Annotated in this window: 8 protein-coding genes; 3 read left to right on the top strand and 5 right to left on the bottom strand. The window is 24.2% G+C overall.

The window, feature by feature from the left end; all coding sequences use genetic code 11:
- Positions 1-1,852: 1,852 nt before the first annotated feature.
- Together queC and cptA are read right to left on the bottom strand one after the other, a co-directional pair.
- Positions 1,853-2,551 (bottom strand): 7-cyano-7-deazaguanine synthase QueC, encoded by a 699-nt coding sequence (queC, locus tag GFV14_RS00385; protein WP_457914382.1) that lies wholly within the window; start codon positions 2,549-2,551, stop codon positions 1,853-1,855.
- A 7,430-nt stretch (positions 2,552-9,981) separates the two neighbouring features.
- Positions 9,982-11,691: a phosphoethanolamine transferase CptA gene (gene cptA, locus GFV14_RS00390; protein ID WP_457914383.1), complete on the bottom strand. Its 1,710-nt coding sequence runs from the start codon at positions 11,689-11,691 to the stop codon at positions 9,982-9,984.
- A gap of 1,774 nt (positions 11,692-13,465) precedes the next feature.
- Here cptA and GFV14_RS00395 point away from each other — a divergent pair.
- Positions 13,466-13,597: a hypothetical protein gene (locus tag GFV14_RS00395; RefSeq protein WP_457914384.1), complete on the top strand. Its 132-nt coding sequence runs from the start codon at positions 13,466-13,468 to the stop codon at positions 13,595-13,597.
- Between the two features lie 601 nt (positions 13,598-14,198).
- Here GFV14_RS00395 and tadA read toward each other — a convergent pair.
- From tadA to pdxJ, 3 genes are all read right to left on the bottom strand, one after another.
- On the bottom strand, positions 14,199-14,681 hold the full coding sequence (tadA, locus tag GFV14_RS00400) for a tRNA adenosine(34) deaminase TadA (RefSeq protein ID WP_457914654.1): 483 nt from the start codon (positions 14,679-14,681) through the stop codon (positions 14,199-14,201).
- A gap of 3,054 nt (positions 14,682-17,735) precedes the next feature.
- Positions 17,736-18,131, bottom strand: a complete 396-nt coding sequence (acpS, locus tag GFV14_RS00405; RefSeq protein WP_457914385.1) for a holo-ACP synthase — start codon at positions 18,129-18,131, stop codon at positions 17,736-17,738.
- Entirely contained in the window at positions 18,131-18,862 is a 732-nt protein-coding gene (pdxJ, locus tag GFV14_RS00410) for a pyridoxine 5'-phosphate synthase (RefSeq protein ID WP_457914386.1), read from the bottom strand. The genes acpS and pdxJ overlap by 1 nt, the downstream gene beginning before the upstream one ends.
- 1,647 nt (positions 18,863-20,509) lie before the next feature.
- Here pdxJ and lepA point away from each other — a divergent pair.
- Entirely contained in the window at positions 20,510-22,303 is a 1,794-nt protein-coding gene (gene lepA / locus GFV14_RS00415; RefSeq protein ID WP_457914655.1) for a translation elongation factor 4, read from the top strand.
- Positions 22,304-22,323: 20 nt separating this feature from the next.
- Positions 22,324-23,292, top strand: coding sequence for a signal peptidase I (lepB, locus tag GFV14_RS00420; protein WP_457914387.1), 969 nt, complete (start codon positions 22,324-22,326; stop codon positions 23,290-23,292).
- Positions 23,293-23,670: the final 378 nt, after the last annotated feature.

The following is a 23,670-nucleotide window of genomic DNA, read 5'->3' on the forward strand; positions in this document are numbered from 1 at the left end:
TGAATTTAATGCTATTCAGGATATAAAATAAATAAGATTATTATTGAATATCGTGAAAGGTAATATTGTTAATATGTTAAAAAATATATTGTACGTGCACGTTATTTATTCTTGTATTTTTTGAAAAAAATAATTTTAATTTCTAAGCTTCTTATAAATATATGAAGGAGATTTATTTATTCACGATAGTAATTTATTTAGAGTCTAGTGGGATTTTCTTGCAATATAATTATTTTTATATTTTTCTTAGAATGAAAGTATATTCCTTCTGAAAAGAGGATATATATACTATTGAGTATATTGTTATATATATTATAAATATTTATCAGTGATCTGTATGTAGGATTTATAACAGGATTCTTAAAAGAAGAACTAGATATTATTATTTTAAACTTTAAAAAAGATAAAATATTCAAAAATAACGCAAAACCTACTAAAAGAAGAATTAAAAAATCTGATTAATAAGATTTGTTTAGTGTTAGTTTTAACTAACAAGATCACTCTTTTTGTTATTGATAAAACAAGTATTAAGAAATTGATACGTATTTATAATATGAATCAAATAATTTTGTAGTTACATTATATATTATTATTGATATTAAAGCTTTAGATCATATCATTTTGCTGAACACGGTAGTTTTATAGATAATGAAGCACCTTAATAGTGATGTATTCTTAAAAGTTATTTTTATAGAAAACATTCATGAGCACCTATTAGTTGTAAGAGTAAAATTTCAGGAGAGTTTGCATCATATTTAGAGTGCAAGGTTATGTAACAAGATAGAATTATTTTTATATTATGAAAATAGTGTGGAATATAGAAAAAACTGTGAAAATATTGAAAGATTCAATTTTAATTTCTTAATGTTTGTTTACTACTTTACAATTTTATAGAAAAACATTAAATAGCTGTTCAAATATTCTGATTTTATTATATTATTATAAATAAAGCATTGCTTCTTAGAAGATTTGTATCAATATAAATAAAAATTTAAGTGATAAAATTGATATTTATAAACGATGCATCATAAATTCTATTTAGAATGATATGAGAAAGATTAACAGCTTTAAATACATGAAAAAGCGTTTTAAGATTAGAGTTAAGCATATGCTGGGAACAGAAATTATAAATATATTAGAATTAATTAACTTGAAGGTTATATTAAAAGTGATGTCATGTGGTTGTTATTTTCTATGATACTTGATTACTGGAAAGTGCTCTGTGGTAGTGTATTCATACAGTGATGATTTTTACATTGATGAATTTAACTTTACAGACAATATAGCATAGAGTGGTATTTTTTTAAAAATTAAACTATTACTAATAATAGTATATAGATGTAACTATGTCAAATCTAATGAAGATATAATCTTCTCATGTTCTTAGATTAAGCAGTTTAATTTATGCTGTAATATATAATATAATTAATTAGTTTTACATTGTTTTGAATGAACTATAAATATATTATTTAGTGATTTAATCTTATGTTCTTGATATGAAGGCAAAAATAATCTTACTACTAAAATTACTACTTTATGTAGATTTATATATATTAAACACAATACATGATGTAATTTTATAAAAAGATGATTTTAATATAAAATATTATATGACTAAATATATCATGAAAATTTGGTAGTATATTAATGGTAATGTCTTTATAGCTATATTTTAAAATTTAATGAAAAATCTACATATCAGTATTTAGATATAAATTTTTTATGGTAATGTTCTTTTATTATAAACACGATGCTCAGTGAAATAGTTAATTCAACTAAAAATTATATTCTAAAAAGAATTGTAAAAATTTTTACTATATTATCATAGAATAAATCATGCTTACAGTGAACATTAATTAAGATGAGTAATTTTTTTTAAAGAGCATAAAACTGCATCTTTATTATTCAAATATTGATATAAGCCTTTAAGGCGTAAGTAACAAGCATCGCATTTTTTACAGCCATCACCTTGAATTCCGTTATAGCAAGTTAATGTTTGTTCACGGATTGTTTCTAAATGTCCATAGTAATCAGCGAGAGCCCATATTTCCGCTTTGTTGATCCACATTAATGGTGTTTCAAAACAAATATTTTTTGATAATCCAAGATTAATAGCAAGATTGAGTGAAGTAATAAATTCATTTCTGCAATCAGGGTAACCTGAAAAATCAGTTTCACAAACTCCAGTAATAATAGATTCCGATTGTACTTGATAGGCATAGATGGAGGCAAGAGTGAGGAATAGAATATTTCTACCAGGCACAAAAGTATTTGGCAAATTACTTACTTTATTTTCAGTAAAGTTAGGCACAAGAATATTATCACGTGTCAAGCTACTGAGGGCTAATTCATTTAGCAGTTTAACATCTAAGATTTTGTGTACTGTTGCACCTAGTAAAAAACTTAGTTTTTTGGAAATTTCAATCTCAAGACGATGACGTTGGCCGTAATCAAAGGTGATGCAATGGACTTCGTCATAATCTTGTATAGCTTTGATTAAGCAGGTAGTTGAGTCTTGTCCGCCACTGAAAATAACAATAGCACGTTTCATAACTATCACTTGTATTTTATTTAAATTTTACATTTATTATTTTAGAATTATTAATATTAGCGATTAAAATTAAAAATTAATAGAAAATTATTCGGTTTTATTATGTTTTAATAAATTATTTTATGTAGTGAAGATTTTAACTTAAAAATAAAACTTTAAATAGAGTTTGTTAATCATATATTATGATTAGTATAGGTAGGTGTAAAATTAGAATTTTAGATAAGTCAGATTGAGAAATAAGACACAGTATTATGATAATAAATCTTATAAAAGTTATGTTATTCTCCTAGAGATTGAATCTCTCAATTCACAATAGAAGAGTGTGATTGCTTGATGTGACATGCATTAAAATACATACAATTTTATTCTTTCTTTTGTGAAATTTTATTTATAGTATTTACGGCATACAGTATGTAATATCTAGATTTAAAAGCACAATGAGATATGTAATTATATTCTTTATTTTTAATAATATGTCTTTTTAAAGATAACTGCAATGATCATAAATGTACTCAAAATTATTTATATTATTTACTGATTAAATATTTACTATTTATTTTGCATCAATTAATGTAATTATGCAACTTTATTACTTAAATATCAAATTTTGTATAATATATATAATGTAACTTTAAATATTATGAGTATATAAAATAGAATGATTAAAAATATTACTTAATGTATCTATTAAGTAATATTTTACAATTTTGCTGATTTTTTTAGTGAATAGCTACCTTTATTTTAGTAAAATTGTTTTGAAACATTATTGTTATTGTGATTTTTTTTAAAGATTATTAGAATTACTGTTAATGCTATTTATTAATCAACTATTATGATAAGTTAGTTAATTTTTTTATTTTACTGTATTCTATAAAGTTCTATTGACTATCTATTGGTTAGAGTTATAGATAAAAATTTTGTTGTTGAGTATTTACTAGTTCTTATTTAAAATCGTTTTTAAAAGTAATGATTTAATACATCTTGTTAGATTGTAATAGCATCTCATAATATTTTTAATAATATTTTAGTAATTCTACCCTTATATCTAAGTATCACATAGACACTTGCTTAGCAAGTGTCTATGTATGTTACAATTGTAAGTTGTAAGAAAAGATAATATCTAAAATAAAAATTGTCTTGTTACAGTAAATATTTAAATATAACTAGTTTATTTTTTTCGATAGAATCGAAAATTTAATAGTATTTTAATGGTTCTTAAAATACTTCACGTGTTAAAAATATAGATATCAGTTTAGAAAATTCCATTTTGATGAAATTGATAATTTTTTAGTAGGTAAAAGAAGGTATAATGGTAAAATACGCGATCTAATATATGTCATTACGTTTGATGATAAACAAAAAAATTTTATAGAGAGATAAGCATGCTGTGATAGTTGTCTAGCCTGTATAAAAGAATTAATTTTATGCACGCGTTATTTTTAGTATAGGAGTTCTAGAAGTTAATATGTCAACATGGTGTATATTATATTTTCTTGAAATTATTAAAAGTACAAAATGAAATATACTTAATATTTTAATATCAACCTACGTATTAGATTGATGAAATTTCATTAGGCTAAATAAACATTTCGAAAATATGTAAAAGTAAAGAAAGATTTTTAAAAGATTAATCTGATAGTTTATCAGTTTTGTATTTATTATTTTTTATTGTATAGAAAAGTGTTTAATAGATTGTACAAGCTGGTAGTAGAATTGTTCTAAGAAATATATATTTAACAATGTTAAGAAATGTCATTTATATTTGATATATAGAATAAATTTTCTTTGTTTACCTAATACTAAGAGTTGTGCTTACGTTATTTTAAACAGATTAAAAAAGTAATTATTTTTAATGACTTTATGATAGTTTTGCAGTATAAATTATTATGAATATTAATATGTATTAAAAAATTAAAATGTTTTATGAATTTTGATTTTAACATAATATTACTTAATTCTTTTAGGTATAGTCAATGCATGACAGTTATATCTTTACTTATTTTATAATATATTTTATTAGTTCATCATTACATTATTAAAAGTTTATAACATGAAAATGATAAGTCCTTTCTCCGTAATACCCTTAATCTAATTAATCTGCACGAGTCTTAATAAGATAAAATTATTGTAATACGATATTCTTCTCAGAAAAGTGGTGATTTTAAATTGATAATGTTTATTTTTTTAAGTATAAAATTTTTATTATTTTAATAATTAAATAGCATTATAATATATTCATCATAATGATTTTTCTAATTTTGACCACTTGCGTGATATTCAATATTATTAAATATAATCACTTAACTTATAATTTATTTTTACTGTATTTAGTAGTGCATAGTAGTTAGAACATCACATTTCATCACTGAGAAATATAAAAATAATAAGTTCAAAGATTGAATATGTAATAATAAAAAAGCTACTGTGCTACACAGTAGTGCAGTATATTTTTATTATTAGCAAATATTTACAGTTATATAAATTTTTAAATGTTAGAAAATTGGTATTCGCTGCCTTATTTAAACTTTAATACAGTGTTACTGCATAAGATAATTATTATTAATATAAGTTATTAACTGGTCTTCTAATAAATCAATCAAAATTCACCTTATAGCTCTTCACTAATTGTTATTCTTTTAGCTACAGTGGTTGGAAATATTATTTGAAAATAAAATTTTAAAAACAATTAGCGCAGAATGATTAAGAGACTTACACAGATCCCATATATAAGTATATATTTTATTTTTCCTAAAAATATAACAATGTCTGAGAATTATGCATCAACTTTCTATTAAAAAATAAAAACTTACATGAAGGGTATAATATATAGTAAGAGAAAATTATTATTTTTAATAATATTGTCTGCAGTTGATGATTAGAACAAATGTATTATTTTGCACAATTTTAAATCTATTAGTACGAAAATAAGCTCTTAATTATTAATGTATATTATTTATTTTTATTGATGCAACTAGATTTTTTATTTCTGAATAGGTTGGTAATAGATTAAAGGTTGATACAAGATTGACTCAATATATTAATAGTTAATATAAATATATTTACTATGATGACAAAAAATAAAATAAGCCATTTTGCGTAGTAAATAATATAAGAAAATATTTAATAGTTAATATTAAATGGTAGTATTCGTTATGTATTGTATAGCTATTTATTGTTCTGGAAGTAAATAATTTACTATTTATGAGTTACTTGATAAAAAAGTATTTTTTAAAGAATATATGATAAATTATGTACTGTATAGAAGATAATTAATAATATATTATTATAAACTATTATAGTATAATTTAATTTAGTAATTAACTTATATTTTACATATAATGTTTATTATATTTAGAATAATTATAATATACAATAATCGGGTTAATAATAGTAATTTTTAAAAATGACGTTGTAGTTATTAACTTTTTCTTATGAATCATAAAGTTCAGTGGTTTTAAATGCTTTAGATAAGAATTTTATGTTTTTATACAATTATAGTTCGTATTTATATAGTTGAATTGCTACGTAAAATGTATGTTCTGTAGTATGTTTTTAGTTTTATATAGATTTACCGCCTAAAAAACTGTAAACAGATTCAAACATATTAATATATATTTCAAAACACTAGTATTGTCTTATTTTTAGTAACACTGATGATGTATCTTGATCTATTTAAATATTTTTTCTGATGTTGTAGATGTATTTAAAATACATACAAGCAATGACAATAAGTATATTTGCTATGATTAATCTTATGAGAAATTAAATGCTATTAAAGAATATGAAAGATTTTTTTCATTCATAATAGTTGACTGAAAAAAATAATATAAACATGAGTATATAAATTATTAAACCAAATATGATTTAATCGAATATAATATTATATAGTAGTATAAACAACACTCTAAACTGATCTTTAGCATTATGTTATAATTAATCTGAATAATAATAGAAGTCAGAGTAATATTTATATTTTCATATAAAGGTTTATTAAAAATTTATAAAGCCTTACTCATGATGGTTTTTATCTAATAAAGTAGGAAAATATTATTTTCGATGTGTGATGTGCAGTTGAATGTTGCTTTTAGCTGTTACTTTTAGAGATGTTATGGTTAATACTGATTAGACTATTACTGATATAAATTTATTATTGTAATCATAAGTGCAGAATATAATTGAAAGCTTTATCTAAGTTATTATGCGATAAAATTATGACTGAGTTTTTAGTGTTTATTAATTTAGTTCATTAAGTAATAGCTACGATTTTATTTTTATGTTTTTTAATTTATATAATTTAAATTATAACTTGTTTTCATATCATATCATTTCTTAATATAACTTATGGCTATTTTTTAGTATTGTATTCTTTGTGTTAGTTATAGTAGGTTGTAAAAAATTTTTAATAAATAGATGGTTAAGATACTTTTTATATAATAAGTATCGAGGTATTGTAATTTATATTATTTTTAATAAAAATAAACTCAATAATCATCACAATCTATTAATTACTCATAACCTCTTCATTTTATTAAAATCATAAATAAAATAAATTTAAAATTACATCTAAGGTATCACGCCATAGCTAAGGTTTATTTTGTATTATTTTCTGTTGTCTGTATGTAGTATTAGAACTATATTGCTTTGTAAAAATAAGTTTTTTTATTAGTAAATGGTTATTTCATTTTTTTACAAGTAATATCACTCTGTATTATTTGACTGTTTTGTATCTTTTAATTAATCTATATCAGGTGAATTCAATACTAGCAGTCTATTGATATATTGACTGGATGATAGCGTGGGGAATGCACATGTTTATATATGACAGATTAATCTAATCAGAAAAAGTTTTAAGTTGTTTAAAGTTTTATGATTAAACTTAGTAGTTTAGTTTTTTTTTGAGAATTTTATGATAATATGCTTATATATTATATAAGCATAACAAAAATGTTTTATGCTAATTTTCTTATCATGTGAAATTTTGCAGACTAATCTTAATTTTCTATAGATTTTCACACTATATTGATATAGTCTATGAATAAAAGAGTTATAGATAAGTATATATAAATTATTTTTTTAAACTGAGAATTTAATACTTTAATTAAAGTATTTTGATTCTTTTATTAGATTTTATCATAATTTTACACAAGATTTTTACGATTTTTCATAAAAAGTGATTATCTAGATTTCTTGACTGGAATATCAACAAACACTGCAATTAACTGAAATTGAATTTCTGAAAAATCTAATATTAATTTTATTACTATTATCTCTTTTGTTGAAAAGTTAACACCTACGTAAATAGACTATTTTGATTAAAATGAAATAAAATTTTTTTCGTTTAATATTATAAAACTTTTATAATTATAGTGGGTTTTATTGATGTTATAGATGTAGTTACATTTATATAATACAAGTGCAATTAAAAGCATGCATTACTGCACAACATGAGACTTCGTAGATTTTTAATAATTTACATATTTTTTATTATGTTCAAGATGTAATCATTATAATAGTTCATCCCTAGTATAAGATATAACGCATTTCTATAATTAAAGTTATTGATACTATTTTAGTTAAGAAGAGTGTAGGTAAAAAGTATTAGTATAAAAAAGATTCTTATTTTATCTTAATGTTAATTATAGAAGCTAAATTAAACTTTACTAAAAAGGATTCATTTTAAACAGATGTAAGATAATTGGTGATAATATATCAATAAATATACGCAGATTCTTTCGTACAACTGAAAAGAACATTGCCTATCTAAGATAGGAATAAAGATCAGAGTTTATTGAATGAGTTTTTATTACTTGGATTGCACAATATTTATATAAGCAAGGTGCAAATCTTATAAGAGAAATTGAATGTTATACTATCAGAATGTCGTGGAAATCTATCGTTTTTAAAGATTTTTTTTGATTTATTTCAATTTGTTAAGATTTTAAATTTATAGTAAAAAATTTTTGAGATATAATTTTTATACAAAATTATTGCCGTTAACTTAATGTGTAATATTACAAAAAATATATTCGTATATTTTAGTGTGTTTATTAAATCTTATAATAGCGCTAGCAAAAAAACATTATCTCTTTAATAGAGATTAATAACTTGATAGTGGAGTTCAAAGTTAATTCAGTTGTTGCAAATAAAACTAAATTCATTTTAAACGTTATAGAATATAGTTGGAAAATAGTATCAGAAAGAATTAAAATAGCACCACCATGCTAGCCATCAATCATGCGTAAAATTGTTAAAAATAAAGATATATCTTATAAAAATATTATGACATAAAATAAATAGTTTTTAGCATTAAATAACATTATTCATTACAAATGAATATTTATTACTTCTTTATTTAAAGATAATACATATTAGAATATAGGGCAGAAAGGAAGCTTAAATAGTTTTTTTGATTATAGAAAATCACTTAATACATAAATAATTTATTATAAATGATGATGTATATAACTATAATATTTTTTGACAGTACTCATCATATCCTCAGGTTGAATTTTTGAAAATAGTGACATGCGATACAATTTATATGTTTTAGTTTCTTCCTATGTATTAATTATCAATTTTATATTTTGTTAGATAAAAATATGCTTCTGAACATTAAAGAGATGTGAGCAGTATTTTGAATACCTAGATTGAGTTTATAAATTAGTATTTATGATGTTCATTGTGAACAAAATACTAAATAGTTTTTTATAAAGGTATTACAAGTAGATTAATGTATAGTGTGATGTAATGTTATAATATCATTGTTATATGTATTGTTTATTAATTTATATTCAGTTTTAATGGTATGACTAAAAAATTTTTGTAATAGAATTATATTATGTCTTATTTTATAATTCATAAAAATAAATTTTATTAAATTACATTCCTAAGTAAAAATAAGATGTATATTCAAGTTTTAATTTTAGATCAATCAGAGAATATTAATGCATTTTAAAAGATATGATATGTATAAATTATATTCGATAACTAATGCATGATTATTGAATATAACTAAAATTTTATTAATAATCTTTAATGAAATATGAAGTTATAAAATCAATAAGTTAACAGACATGTTAACAATAAAGATTCTCTACAGTGATCAATAGATATTAGATGTATACTAATCGTAAAAATATAATTTTATTGATTTAATTTTACAGGGAAAATTTAATTGATATAATATACACATTAAAATATTTTAGTGAGTATATTAATAATGTATAAAGAAGAAGTATCCTATTCTTCTTATATATGTATTATATTTTAATTTTCTTATATTGTGAGTTTTAGATAGATGTTGATATATGCTTGTTACATATTCTCCTTGAATTTCTTTATTAGAATTATTGTATATCGCACCTAAACGTATATTTAATGTATTTAAAAATAGAGCAACATTAGTTATTGAATGAAGAAAATAACATCTATTAGTACATTAAGTCATCATATAAAATTAGTGAGAGTTTTTTTTCAGGATCACCGATATATCTTGGTTGAGGTTGAAACTCATCACTGAATAAGCTTTTTTCTGGAATATAACCGTTATAATGAAGTCCTGCTAGATCAGACCATGAATAGATAAAATCTATCATACTATAAGGTCTGTTAATTTTATTATTTAAGTTGAAGTGATGGCTATTCAGCCAGCTGGGTGATTGCCAAACAAAAAAAGGAATATTATACATTACGCGTGTCGGATTATCTTCACTGCGACCTAAAGTTTCATGAGGTGGTGAGTCAAAGACATTTTCACCGTGATCAGAAAAAAAAACTAAGAAGCCATTTTCTTTTGATAAATGAAAGCTATTAATTAGTATTGAAATAATATAGTCATTATAATGTTGAGCATTATCATACGCATTATAGTCTTTGACTTGATTATTATTTAAGTTACTTGGCACCTGGCTATCTTTAACTTTAAAAATAGCTTTATTTTTAGGGTAACGAAATTCATACCGCATATGAGTACCAAGTAAGTGTATCACAATAAATTTTTTCTCGGCAGGATCAGAGAGAGCCTCTTTAAATGGAGCAAAAACAACGTCATCGTAAATACGAGAGCTTTGTGCCATATTGTTATTTAAATAATATATTTTATCTGTTTGTTGGGAAAATGCGGTTAATAGCGTATTTCTTTCAGTTATTGTTTGTTGATTAGTAATCCAAAATGTTTTAAATCCAGCTTGTTTCATCATATTCATAATAGAAAAATGTGAATCAAAAATATCGGGATTGTCTTTAGAAGAAAATGTGAGAATTTGCTGCAGTGCTTCAATAGTATAAGGACGAGAAGTGATTACATTATTAAAAACTGCAAAATTATTTGGATAGTTTCGTTTAATTTTCTGAAGTTTAGGCGTTGTTGGACGCTTATAGCCATATAAACTCATTCTATCTCGACTAGTGGATTCACCAATAACTAGCACAAATGTTCTTGTCTTGTTTCCATTAGTATCAATTAAATTTTTTAATGGTAGGATTTTATTATTATCATAAATTAGTGTTTCTATATGCGCTAATTGATGTTTGTATAAAAAATAACTACTTATAAATTGCCAAGGAGCAGAATAAGCTAGCTTACTATTTAAATAAGAGATGATATCTATCAAAGATTTATTTTGTTGAATACTCTTTTTATAATAAGGAATGCCAAATAGTAGTATGAATATTAAAAGTGAAATCATTAAGCGCTTTGATATAGGGAGTGTTACTGGTTTTATAAATGTCCATAAAAACATACCTACGAGAGTATAAAGCAAGACTACAACTATGACTTTGCAGCTTAGATACTGCTTGAGAAATTCATTTGCTTCATTTGTGTTAGTTTCAAATATAATAAACATGACACTTTGTGATATTTGTTGTCCATATACAACAAAATAAGCTAAAGCAATAACAGATGAAAACCAAAGAATAATACCAATAATTCCAGCAACTAATTTAGTTCTTCTAGGAAAAAATAAGGTAGGTACTAGCCAAAGTACGCTGTATAACAATGAATCTCTTAATCCGATATAATTACTTCTCCCTGTTATAACAATATAGATTTGTAGTAATGAGGAAAAATATTCAAAGTAGATTAGTAACCAAAGCAATCTTGAGCAGTTAATTTTTTTTACTTTATTAGAATGAAGCATAATTTATTGAACTCGCATTCTTAAGGTGTATTTAGAAATAAGAAAAAATGTGAAAATCATTTTTTTAGATATGATTGTTAAAATTAAGTTCAATAAATTAATTTTCCTATTAATTCATACTTAACTAATATTTAACTGGTTAGTTTTTGAATAATTCTAAGATAAATATTATATAAATTAATACAATGTTATACAAAAAATTATTATCGTAAACATTAAAGATATGGTGAGAAATATTAATATTCAATATGTAACAAAATAATTAAGAGTCAAATGGATCTAAGGATAAAATATTAGATGATACTTTGACTGTTTTTCTGATATGATTTTATTAATTGCATAAATATTATTGATACTTATTGCTGCAGATACTGATATGATCATTAATATTATCTAATGAGGTTATGTAGATTATATTAATGTTCACTTAAATATTTTACTGATTAGTGAAAAATCTCTTGATTTTATAATATTTTTAGATATTTATGTTTTTTTTACTTTGGGGTGATTTAATCTTCTTATTTTTTATTCTCTATTCTGATTTAATTCATTCAACATTTTTGTTGCGTTTTTTAGACATCAGTCGATGGTTTCCTTAAAAATATTTATAAAAACTTTCATTAAGTTTATTTGTATTAGCGCTAAGATAATTTAGCAGCGTTATCATTATGATTATTTCATAAATACTAGCTATTTTATTATTCTCTTTTTACACATATGATGATTGAATTTTATTTAATTCATTTAAAGATTGCGCTATTATATTAGTATAGATAAATATCTTAATACTGACTGATACTATATTTCTCTGTGATTATGTAGAGTTTATAGCTCATATTTACGCTTTATCTGACTATTATGTACTGTAAGTTTACTTTTATATTATTACGATTTAGTCATTTAATTTGAGATAAAATATGAGTATCACTATGCCTTTCAATGATTATGACTATAATATGTTTTAGATATATAGATTGTAAAAGATAATATTTAGTAGTTTTTTGTGTAGTGAATGTTTGATGACAGTCTCTGTATTTTAAATTGACTGGTAATAGATAAATTTCTCTATTCTAAATAATTTTGTTTTATGTTAATACATTGCATGATTATTACCAATGTTATGCAATACATTTATGATATGCGTCTCCTCTTAAAGATTAAAAAATGTTGTGAAGAGATTTTTTTAGAATTGTCGTTGTAATAAGTCAAAAGTAATCAATAAGTAATTTAATTATTTAGATGTGTTTAATTGTCTTTAAAAGTTTATTAACTATATGTAAAAGAGTTTTAAATTGATTAAGAATAATTTCTGCAGTAACAACTGATATTGATTTTTAGCTTTACTATTTTCTTGATTTTTTTTAAAAAAATTAAAGTCTACTTCTGCATTTTTATATGAAGTATGTCATAGGATGGTATGGAGTTATTTAAAATCATTAAAAATTCATCATAATTAGTTGTTTACTTTATATCATGATCTTAGTGTGACAGATAAAATTATTACAGTTTAAATTTAGAATTTATAACATACACAGTTATTATATTTTAAGATTTAAAGAGTGAGATGGTTCTTTATTCTCAATATTATATACTAACGATAGTTAGTAGAGTTATATTAAAATAATATATAGTACACATATTAAGTCATATTAAATTATTAGAATGATTTATTTCTGATTTGCAGGGATATATATTTTAATGTATTTGTTTTTTAAAACTAATAATTTAATTTTGTTTTTACTGATTCAAAAAAAGATTACTTGATTTTGGTTTGATGCATCCATTCTCACACATCGTAGATCATCAGCTAAGGTTAGCAATACATGTTTATATATTTACCAGATTGGAAGAAGGTAAATTAAAAGCTAATGACTTACGTAAAGAAACATGTGTTTGGTTTTATTGAATTATTAAAGTGTTAAACATACAGATATCTAAGTGGACAGTTTAAAGGATGAGTTTAATATATTAAACTATATTGTATAAAATAAACTATGTTGTTACAAAAAACTAATTGCTCTCTGGAATAATGTAAGCTTATTAATTTTTTTGAAATACTGAAAATGATTATCTATTATATTTTTAAATAAAATAGCTATGTTTACTTTATCTTGTATTTTAAAAGATACATATTACGTTTTATTTTTTATAATACATTATAATAACTTCAAATAAAAAAGTATATTTTTTTGAACTGCGACGTCTGGTTAAGCAAGGTGAATGCAGTACTAAAGTATTTTTAATGGGATTGTTTTTTTGAGAGAAGCGCTTTTCCTTAAAACGATTGAAAATATACAACATTGCATATGTATACTGGCATCTATTAAGATTATCTGTATTTTAAATTATAAGAAATAACAATTTAATACATTGAAATATTTTTCGTTTACTGTTGTCAATGTATGTTTTCTATTGTGACTGAATAGATAAAATAATGATGTTTAAAAAGATTCTGAGTATTTTTTTAGGAGATTTTATTTGTGAATTTTGTTAAAACTTGAAGAAATTTAATTAGATAAATGTTGTATTTTTTTTCTCCGTCGAATCTTAAAAAAAGTACGTAGTATTTTTGAGCAAGAATTTTCTAATACACCGCTTTTTACTTTAATATAATGATTCAATCCAGGGCGATTTATAATATTAATAAATGAACCACAAGCTCCGGTTTTAAAGTCTTTTGCACCGTATACTAATCGACATATTCTGCTATGAATTATTGCTCCTGCACACATAATACAAGGCTCTAAAGTAACATATAGAGTAGTATGTAGAAAACGGTAGTTTTTTAAAACAACACCTGCTTTTTGTAAAGCTATAATTTCAGCATGAGCGGTGGGATCGTGATTTTTAATTGAACAATTCCATCCAGATGCTATTAATTGGTTGTTGTTAACAAGTAATGCCCCAACTGGGATTTCGCCAGAATCTTGAGCACGCCGTGCTAATTCTAAAGATTGCGTCATCCAATATAGATCAAATTTTTCTTGTATCACATTTACCTCTAACTATATAATTTTACATGGACTATCACTCAATATCAGTGTGAGTGCAATCTTAATTTGTACTTAAATAATTCCGCTATGTTTGATAAAAATATTACGCGTACAAATTAACAGTAGGATATATATAAATATCTATCATGAAAATTTAAAAGAAAGATTTTGTAAAATAGTTCATGTAATATTATGTTTCAACGTAATTGTTTCATACATTTTATTTTGTAAAATATATTTAAAGACCGGAGAAAAATCAAAAATGCTTTTAATATATTACATTGTTTATTATAAAAAATTTAATATATATCTTTATTAGTATACTTTATAAAATATTTATACTATTTTATATTCTCACAAGTAATTTTTAGTAAAATATGTTTTAAATATTTTCCTATAAAAGTAGTATTTATTACTGTTCAAACATTAGAATAAGAACGTTTGAAATAGAGTTAAAACTTTTGTAAAACGCGATAAATATCATGAACGCTCTGTGTATTATCAATAGTAAAATGCGAATAACATGTTCGTGAATATAGAGGGACAAAACGTATAAAAAAGAATCGTATCTATAATAACTATAATGTTCGTAAAAATTTCCGGAATTAAATAATAGATTATAGTATATGTTGCAGTATAACTTGATTAATTTGTAGTGAATACGGTAGTGTAATATATAGAAAAATCCTAATACTTTTAGACTGAACAAGAAATTAATCTGTATAAAGCATTATAAAATAATAGGTTATATATAGAACATGATTCTAGAATGATATGTGTTTGGCAGTGTTTGTATAATCATTGTTAGCACGAGTTATTATACGTTTTATATTAATCACTGAACTTTAAGAGATAAATCATTATAGTTATGTTAGATTGAATAAAAAATATAATTAATATATATAGCATTTCGCTAAAGTCTATCAATATCTATTTTAGTTTATTGATTGAATATTTAATTTTTCTGTTGCTTAGGAAAAGATGTGATAGAGATTTAAAATAGGTGTAATTGTTAAGGTAGCAATATAACTTGACAGATAAGTGACAATCAATTAATGTATATCAAACAAATATAAACATAAAGTTTTCGGTGTGTTAAATAAAGTGTTAACTATAATGTAAAGTATTTTCTTAAGTTGACTACAATAGTCTTCATGTGCGTAGGGAGCGCTTTGTGTTAAATATATAGCACACAATCTTACTATTTTGAATTTTGTAAACTTTTATAAATCTTATTAGAATAATACATAAAGTCAGCGTAGTCTTAGTAACCAAAGTAAAATAAAACACGTATTATAAAATATGCTTAAGTAATATGAAAAATACAGTTTTACAATCTCATGGCGTTAAGACACGGTTATACAATTAATTTTATATCAAAAGATTATTTATTTTAATGGAGTTATATTTGAAACCAATATAACTTAGTCAGTTTAAATATTTAAGATTTGAAAATTTTGAATATGTTATTATCATCACTGTCATGTGTAAATATTAGTACCATCAATATTTTTATTTATCTAGAGGATATGTTATAATGATGGTATGATTTTAAATATAATGTTATTTTATATAATAATTCAGTATGTATACCTTATAGAAGTATAAATAAAGCATATATTTTAATGTTTTAAGATATAAATTTGTAATTATAGATAAATATTTAATTACAATAACTAATTTTAATTAAAAAATAAAAATTGTTTATTTGACTGATGAAATATGACAATTAAGTGATAGTATTTATTATTTTTTATATAATATAATATAATATTATATAACAATAAATATTACTTTAATATTCATTCAATAATATTATATAAATATAATTTAAGTTAATTTTTAATAATATTTAAAAATTCAATTCATGAGATGTCTGTAATTAAAAAATTATTTTTATATAATAAATAAAAATTAATTTCATTTAGAGTTCGTATATTTCACTATAATAATTTTTCTGTACTAAAAATTAGTATAATAATTAAAATTATTTAATAAGTAATTATTTTAAAAAATAATCAAAGAATGTCATAAACTAAAATATAAAATGTATTATTATAAAAATAAGTTAATTTAATATGAAATTCTTTCACTTAAAAAGTAATTACAGGGAGTGTTATTAACTATTTTATCTATTCATAGATAAAATAATACTTTTACTCCTCTAAAGAGATGAACTGAATATATATAAATGAAAATATAAAAAATAATGAACTTGATCTTAGTAATTAAATTTAAAAAAATGCATACTAAATTTTTTCATAAACATATTATATGTTGTAATTAACTTACATAACAATAAGTTATATTTAATAAACCATAAAATCAGTTATGAAATATCTTTCTAGTAATTTACTGTTTTTGATAAAATGTAAAGTAAATGAAAGATAAGTATTTGATCATTTTATATTTACTAACTATCGATTTCGTTATACTGCATCTAAACTATTTTTATTGAAATCATAATATCTTATGAGGTATTAAAATAATCAAATATTTTCATAATCTCGGTTTAATAATTTGTAGAAGAAATCAATAGTATATAAAAGTATTACTGCTATTATTTTCTCAAAAATATTAATGTTATAAACATAAAAATCTTAAAAAGATATTTTTATAATTTTGTAATGATAACAAAGAATTAATATTTATTTTATCTCAATTCTGTATTCAAGGTTAAACGTTTTTACTTTATTGCATCATGTTTGATTTTATTTGATAATTACATAAGTTCTTATACTTTACAGAAAGTAATACTTGAATTACATGATTATTGACTGACTGTATAATGCATTTCATTAGAGTATTTTACTTCATTTATAAAGACTTTTATCTTACAAGAGTGATATGCTCTTTATATGACACTTTAATTATTTATTGGAATCCATAATTTTGCATGGATTATACTTGTAATAAATATTAAAATATTTTATCTTGATTTTCATGATTAACTGTTGTAATAAGTAGAATGATATAAAATTTTAAAATTTATTGATATTTTATGAAGAAATGCTGCCGAACAGTAGAAGCTTTTTTATTTTCAAAGAAAGGTTATAAGGTATAATGCAAACTTTCAATGATCACTGTTGAAACAGCATAATTTCGTTCGTCTGTGATCGAAACATAAAAATTCGTAGCTTTGATATATTTAGCAAGTTTTTTTGCTTCACCTGTTAAATTAAGAATTGGCTTTCCTAATTTATCATTACTTACTTCAAATTGATTAAAAGCCAATCCTTTGCTTATTCCTTTACCTAAAGCTTTAGCTGCAGCTTCCTTAACTGCTAATCTTTTAGCAAGAAAATGCGCAGGCTTGGGTTGTTTTTGAAATTGTTTAAACTCATTTTGAGTTAATATGCGCTTAGCTAAGTTATTTGTAGAGCGTTTTAGTGATCTTTCGATTCGAGAAATTTCAACAATATCTGTACCGAGACCGATAATAGCCATTAATAACGTGCTTCTTTAAGTAGTATTTTCATATCTGACACTGCTGTAGATAAGCCACTAAATAGTGCTCTTCCAATGATCGCATGTCCGATGTTTAACTCATAAATTTCGGGTAATAACGCGATGTGTTTTACATTATGGTAGGTTAGACCATGTCCTGCATTGACTTGTAAGCCTTTATTTGCAGCATAAGTAACGCTATTACGAATGCGATATAACTCATTTTTTTTCTCTTGTTCGGTTTTTGCGTCTGCATAAGTACCGGTATGAATCTCGACACAATGCGCACCTGTTGCGTGTGCAGCGTCAATTTGAGCATGATCAGCATTAATGAATAATGAAACTTGAATCCCTTCTGTTGATAAACAATTCACTACTTCAGTAAGTGTTTCATATTGATTTTTAACATCAAGTCCCCCTTCTGTTGTAACTTCTTCACGATTTTCAGGTACTAAGCAACATAATGCAGGTTTCAAATGGCATGCAATTTTAATCATTTCTTCAGTCGCTGCTATTTCAAGATTCATGTGTGTTTGTATAGTACATTTTAACACCTCAAGATCGCTATCTGTAATATGGCGACGATCTTCACGTAAATGCACAGTAATACCGTCAGCGCCGGCTTGCTCTGCAATAAATGCTGCTTGTACAGGATTGGGATACTGAGTACCTCTGGCATTTCTTATTGTCGCAATATGATCAATATTAACGCCTAAAAAAAGTTCAGTCATATTTATTCCTCAGAAATATTATAAACATAAGCATATTTTATACTTTCTATTCTACTACAGTGGAAAACTTTATAGGAATAAATTTTTATAAATGCGAGAATGAATCAAAGTTTTATATTAATTTTTAGGTATATTATATAAGTTTAAAAAATGATTTTTAACACAATACAAGATATTAGAATTTTATTAAGATTATTTTAAAAAAATATCAATGAATATGACATTTAATGTTATTGGAGAACGTGGAGTGACCAAGTAAACAAAATTTTATAATTTTAAGTGTGTCACCGCTGTAAATGTTTTTTAAAGTGTTTCAAGTAATATTATCTGCATATTGCTTTTTAGACAAAATTATTTTAATAACGTATATCAAGAAATACTTACATATATTAAACATTTTTTAATGACTCAGAGTAATACCTTATTAGGAAGTTAATTTGGATAAGGTGTATTACTGCATTGCAGTATATCTGCAAAAAATTTTTAATTAAATATAATCACAGTGATTTTTTAAAAAGAGTCATTATCATTATTATGTAAAATATTATAACATTAGATAGAAATAATACTGATAAAACATTATTAGATAATATTTATATAATATACTAGAGAAGAAATTATAACACTTCTATGTCGTTAACGTCATAAGTTTAAGGAGAGCTTTTACGCGGTTAGAGGTTGACAATGTCTTGTTTTATCTAGAAAATATTTTCGATATTCAGAAAACTGTAATAGTCAATAATTGATGAGAGCTTTATGACTGTGGCATTTATGTTTTCTTGTCATGTAAACTCATTGAATAAGATCTTATGCTACAAATAGTATTTTTGGTCTAACATATTTACTTTTCTTATATAATTGATGTAATGATACAGAAATAAAATATTATTACTTTAAGTGATGAGTTATAATATTATTAATGTAGTGAACAACTATAAAATTTATCTTAAGAAGTAAAGCATTATTGAACAGTGGAAATAGTTATAAGCTGGTATTGAAGAAAAACATTATTATGCTATAATTTATTTTATATCTTCGATATTTGAAATTAACGAATGGTTTTTATTTTTTATGTATTCAAAAAAATAGCGTTAACTATAAAAGTATTAATGAGAAGTGGACACAAAAAAAACTGCAGAGAACATTTTTAACAAGGCACTACTATTCCACTGCGTTGTGTAATTTTAGTTTCTTTTCACTTCTTTATTTTTGTTTTTTATGGAATTATTAACAGTACTTAAAATTTATGGTAGTTATTAGTGATCATTTAAGTATAGGTAAATGATTTGAGTTCTTTTAGTTTGTAAAATAGCTTCTTAATTCACTTGATAAAAATATCTTTCGATCTATTGTTCTTAAAATAGAGTAACTCACTAGGTTATTTTCTATTTAAATAAATGGATAAATAAAAATTCTAATTCTAGAATTTAGTTGGTTTTAATTTATCTTAGGTGAAATTAATGATATTAATCTAATGGTATATCACTGTATAGGCTAAAGTCATGGAATATTATTTTGTATGAGCGGAATTTTATGTAAAATATAAAAATTAGTAATTTTTTAATAATTTATAGCATTTGGTAGTGTAGTAAATCTATATAAAATATTGATTTTTTAAACAATTTAAAAGAAGATATTACATTGAAAATCAATAATATAAGAAATTTCTCTGTTATTGCTCACGTTAATCATGGTAAATCCACTTTATCTGACAGAATTATCCAGATTTGTGGTGGTTTAACAGATAGAGAAATGGCAGATCAGGTTTTAGATTCTATGGATTTAGAACGTGAGCGTGGAATTACTATTAAAGCACAGAGTGTAACTCTTAATTATCATGCAGTGAATGGTGAAATTTATCAGCTAAATTTTATTGATACCCCAGGTCACGTTGATTTTAGTTATGAAGTTTCACGATCTTTAGCTGCTTGTGAAGGAGCCTTATTAGTTGTTGATGCGGGGAAAGGCGTTGAAGCACAAACACTGGCGAATTGTTATACTGCGATTGAAATGAATTTAGAAGTTGTTCCTGTACTGAATAAAATTGATTTACCTTCCGCTGATCCTGATCGTGTTTCGGATGAAATAGAGGATATAATCGGTATTCATGCGAGTGATGCAGTATGTTGCTCTGCAAAAATAGGTATTGGTATTCAAGAAGTTATTGAAAGATTAATTCAAAAAATACCCTGTCCAAAAGGAAATGCAAATTCTCCTTTGCAAGCTTTAATTATTGACTCTTGGTTTGATAACTATCTAGGTGTTGTATCACTTGTTCGCATTAAAAATGGAACTCTACGTAAAGGTGATAAGCTGAAAGTGATGAGCACTGATCAAACGTATACTACTGACCGTTTAGGTGTTTTTACGCCAAAACAAATTGATCGTGACATCTTACATTGTGGTGAGGTTGGTTGGTTGGTCTGTTCGATTAAAGATATTACTGGTGCACCAGTAGGTGATACATTAACAGGTGCTAATAATCCAACAGATAAAGCGTTACCGGGATGTAAAAAAGTTAAACCACAAGTTTATGCAGGTTTATTTCCTATTAATTCAGATGATTATGAATCCTTTCGAGATGCGCTTGGTAAACTAAGTTTAAATGACTCGTCACTTTTTTATGAACCAGAAACATCAAGTTCACTCGGTTTAGGTTTTCGTTGTGGCTTTCTTGGCTTACTACACATGGAAATTATTCAAGAACGTTTAGAACGTGAATATAACTTAAACCTGATTACTACAGCTCCTACAGTGGTTTATGAAGTACAACAAATAAATAGTGAAATTATATTTGTTGATTGCCCTACAAAACTTCCATCATTAAATAATATTAAAGAGTTGCGTGAACCAATTGCTGAATGTCATATCTTGGTTCCAAAAGAATATTTAGGCAATGTTATTACACTTTGCATTGAAAAACGCGGGATTCAGAAAAATATACTTTATCATGGTAATCAAGTATCACTAACTTATGAGATTCCAATGTCAGAAGTTGTTTTAGATTTATTTGATCGATTAAAATCAACATCTCGTGGTTACGCTTCGTTAGATTATATGTTTAAGTGTTTTCAAATTTCAGATATGGTTAGAGTTGATGTAATGATTAACGGTGAGCATATTGATGCGTTATCTTTGATTACTCATCGAGAAAAATCACAGTATCGTGGTCGTGACTTAGTTGAAAAAATGAAAACATTAATTCCTCGACAGCAATTTGATATTGCAATTCAAGCAGTGATAGGAAACCATATTATTGCTCGTTCTACAATTAAGCAGTTGCGTAAAAATGTACTTGCTAAATGTTACGGCGGTGATGTTAGCCGTAAAAAGAAACTCTTGCAGAAACAAAAAGATGGTAAGAAGCGAATGAAACAGGTAGGTAATGTTGAGTTACCACAAGAAGCATTTTTAGCTCTTTTACATGTTGGTAAAAACTAGTGAAATTATAAGGAATCTCAATGGCGAATACTTTTGCCTTAATTTTAACCCTTAGTACATTTATAACAGGGGTTATTTGGTGTTTGGACCGTTTTAAGTTTTCGCCTAAACGGAAGAGAAATCTAAAAAAAATTAAGGAAAAAAATCAATATTCGCTAATTTTGTATAAAACAAAAAATGTTGTACGTCGCCCATTATGGGTTGAAATCGGATCTTCAATGTTTCCTGTATTAGCTGTTGTGTTCGTAGTGCGTTCATTTATTTATGAACCTTTTCAAATTCCATCTGGGTCTATGATGCCAACATTGTTAGTTGGTGATTTCATATTAGTTGAAAAATTTTCATATGCTTTGAAAAATCCGATAACACATACTACTTTTATTAAAACAGGTAAACCTTCTCGTGGTGATATCGCAGTATTTAAATATCCTAAAAATCCGAATGTTGATTTTGTAAAACGTATTATTGGTTTACCGGGCGACAAAATTGTTTATAATCCAGATTTGAAAGAATTAATTATTTATCCTAATTGTTCAGATAATAATTGTACACAGCACTTACCAATTATCTATACTGAACTTTTACCAAGTAAATGGACAATGTTCTTTAATCAAGACTCTTTTAGTGAAAATCAAATTAGTAACTATGAAGTTCCTATTGATCAAGAAATTCCTAGTAATGCGTTACGTCAGTATGAAAAAAGTGAAAAACTTGATATAGTGGAGCATCAGATCTTAATTATTCGTCAGGCATTCACTGAATCGCTTTATGTTCAATCAAATATGCCAACTAATGAATGGATTGTACCTGACAAACATTTTTTTATGATGGGCGATGGAAGAGATAATAGCTCAGATAGTCGTATGTGGGGATTTGTTCCTGAAAAGAATATAGTGGGTCGCGTTGTATTTATTTGGTTAAGTTTAGAGAAACAAGAGAAAAAATGGCCGACTGGAATACGATTTACTCGTATTGGCCCATTAGTTTAATCATTGTATTGTATATCTCTTGATTATTGTAGTTTGATTCTAGAAAATAGCAAAGATAAGTAAGTATGAAAAGCATGGATGTATTACATTACTCAAATAGTCGTTAGACTATACTGAATAGTTTATATAATTTTTAGCATAGTTAGTTTTTTGGATTGTATATGACAAACATGATAAAAAATATTATTTATTTTATATTATTAAATATATTTAATTTATATCAATTAGTTTGTAAAGGATTTAAAATTTTTACCAATCAACTAATTTTTGTTTTTTAGATGAATTCTTTGCATCAAGTACAGTTGAATAACATTAAGGAGTTAGTGCAAACGTCACAGTTTTGTATTTTACAGGTCTGTTATTTGCGCTTCTTGTAAA

The organism is Candidatus Hartigia pinicola (assembly GCA_020541205.1).
Classification (GTDB): domain Bacteria; phylum Pseudomonadota; class Gammaproteobacteria; order Enterobacterales; family Enterobacteriaceae; genus Hartigia; species Hartigia pinicola.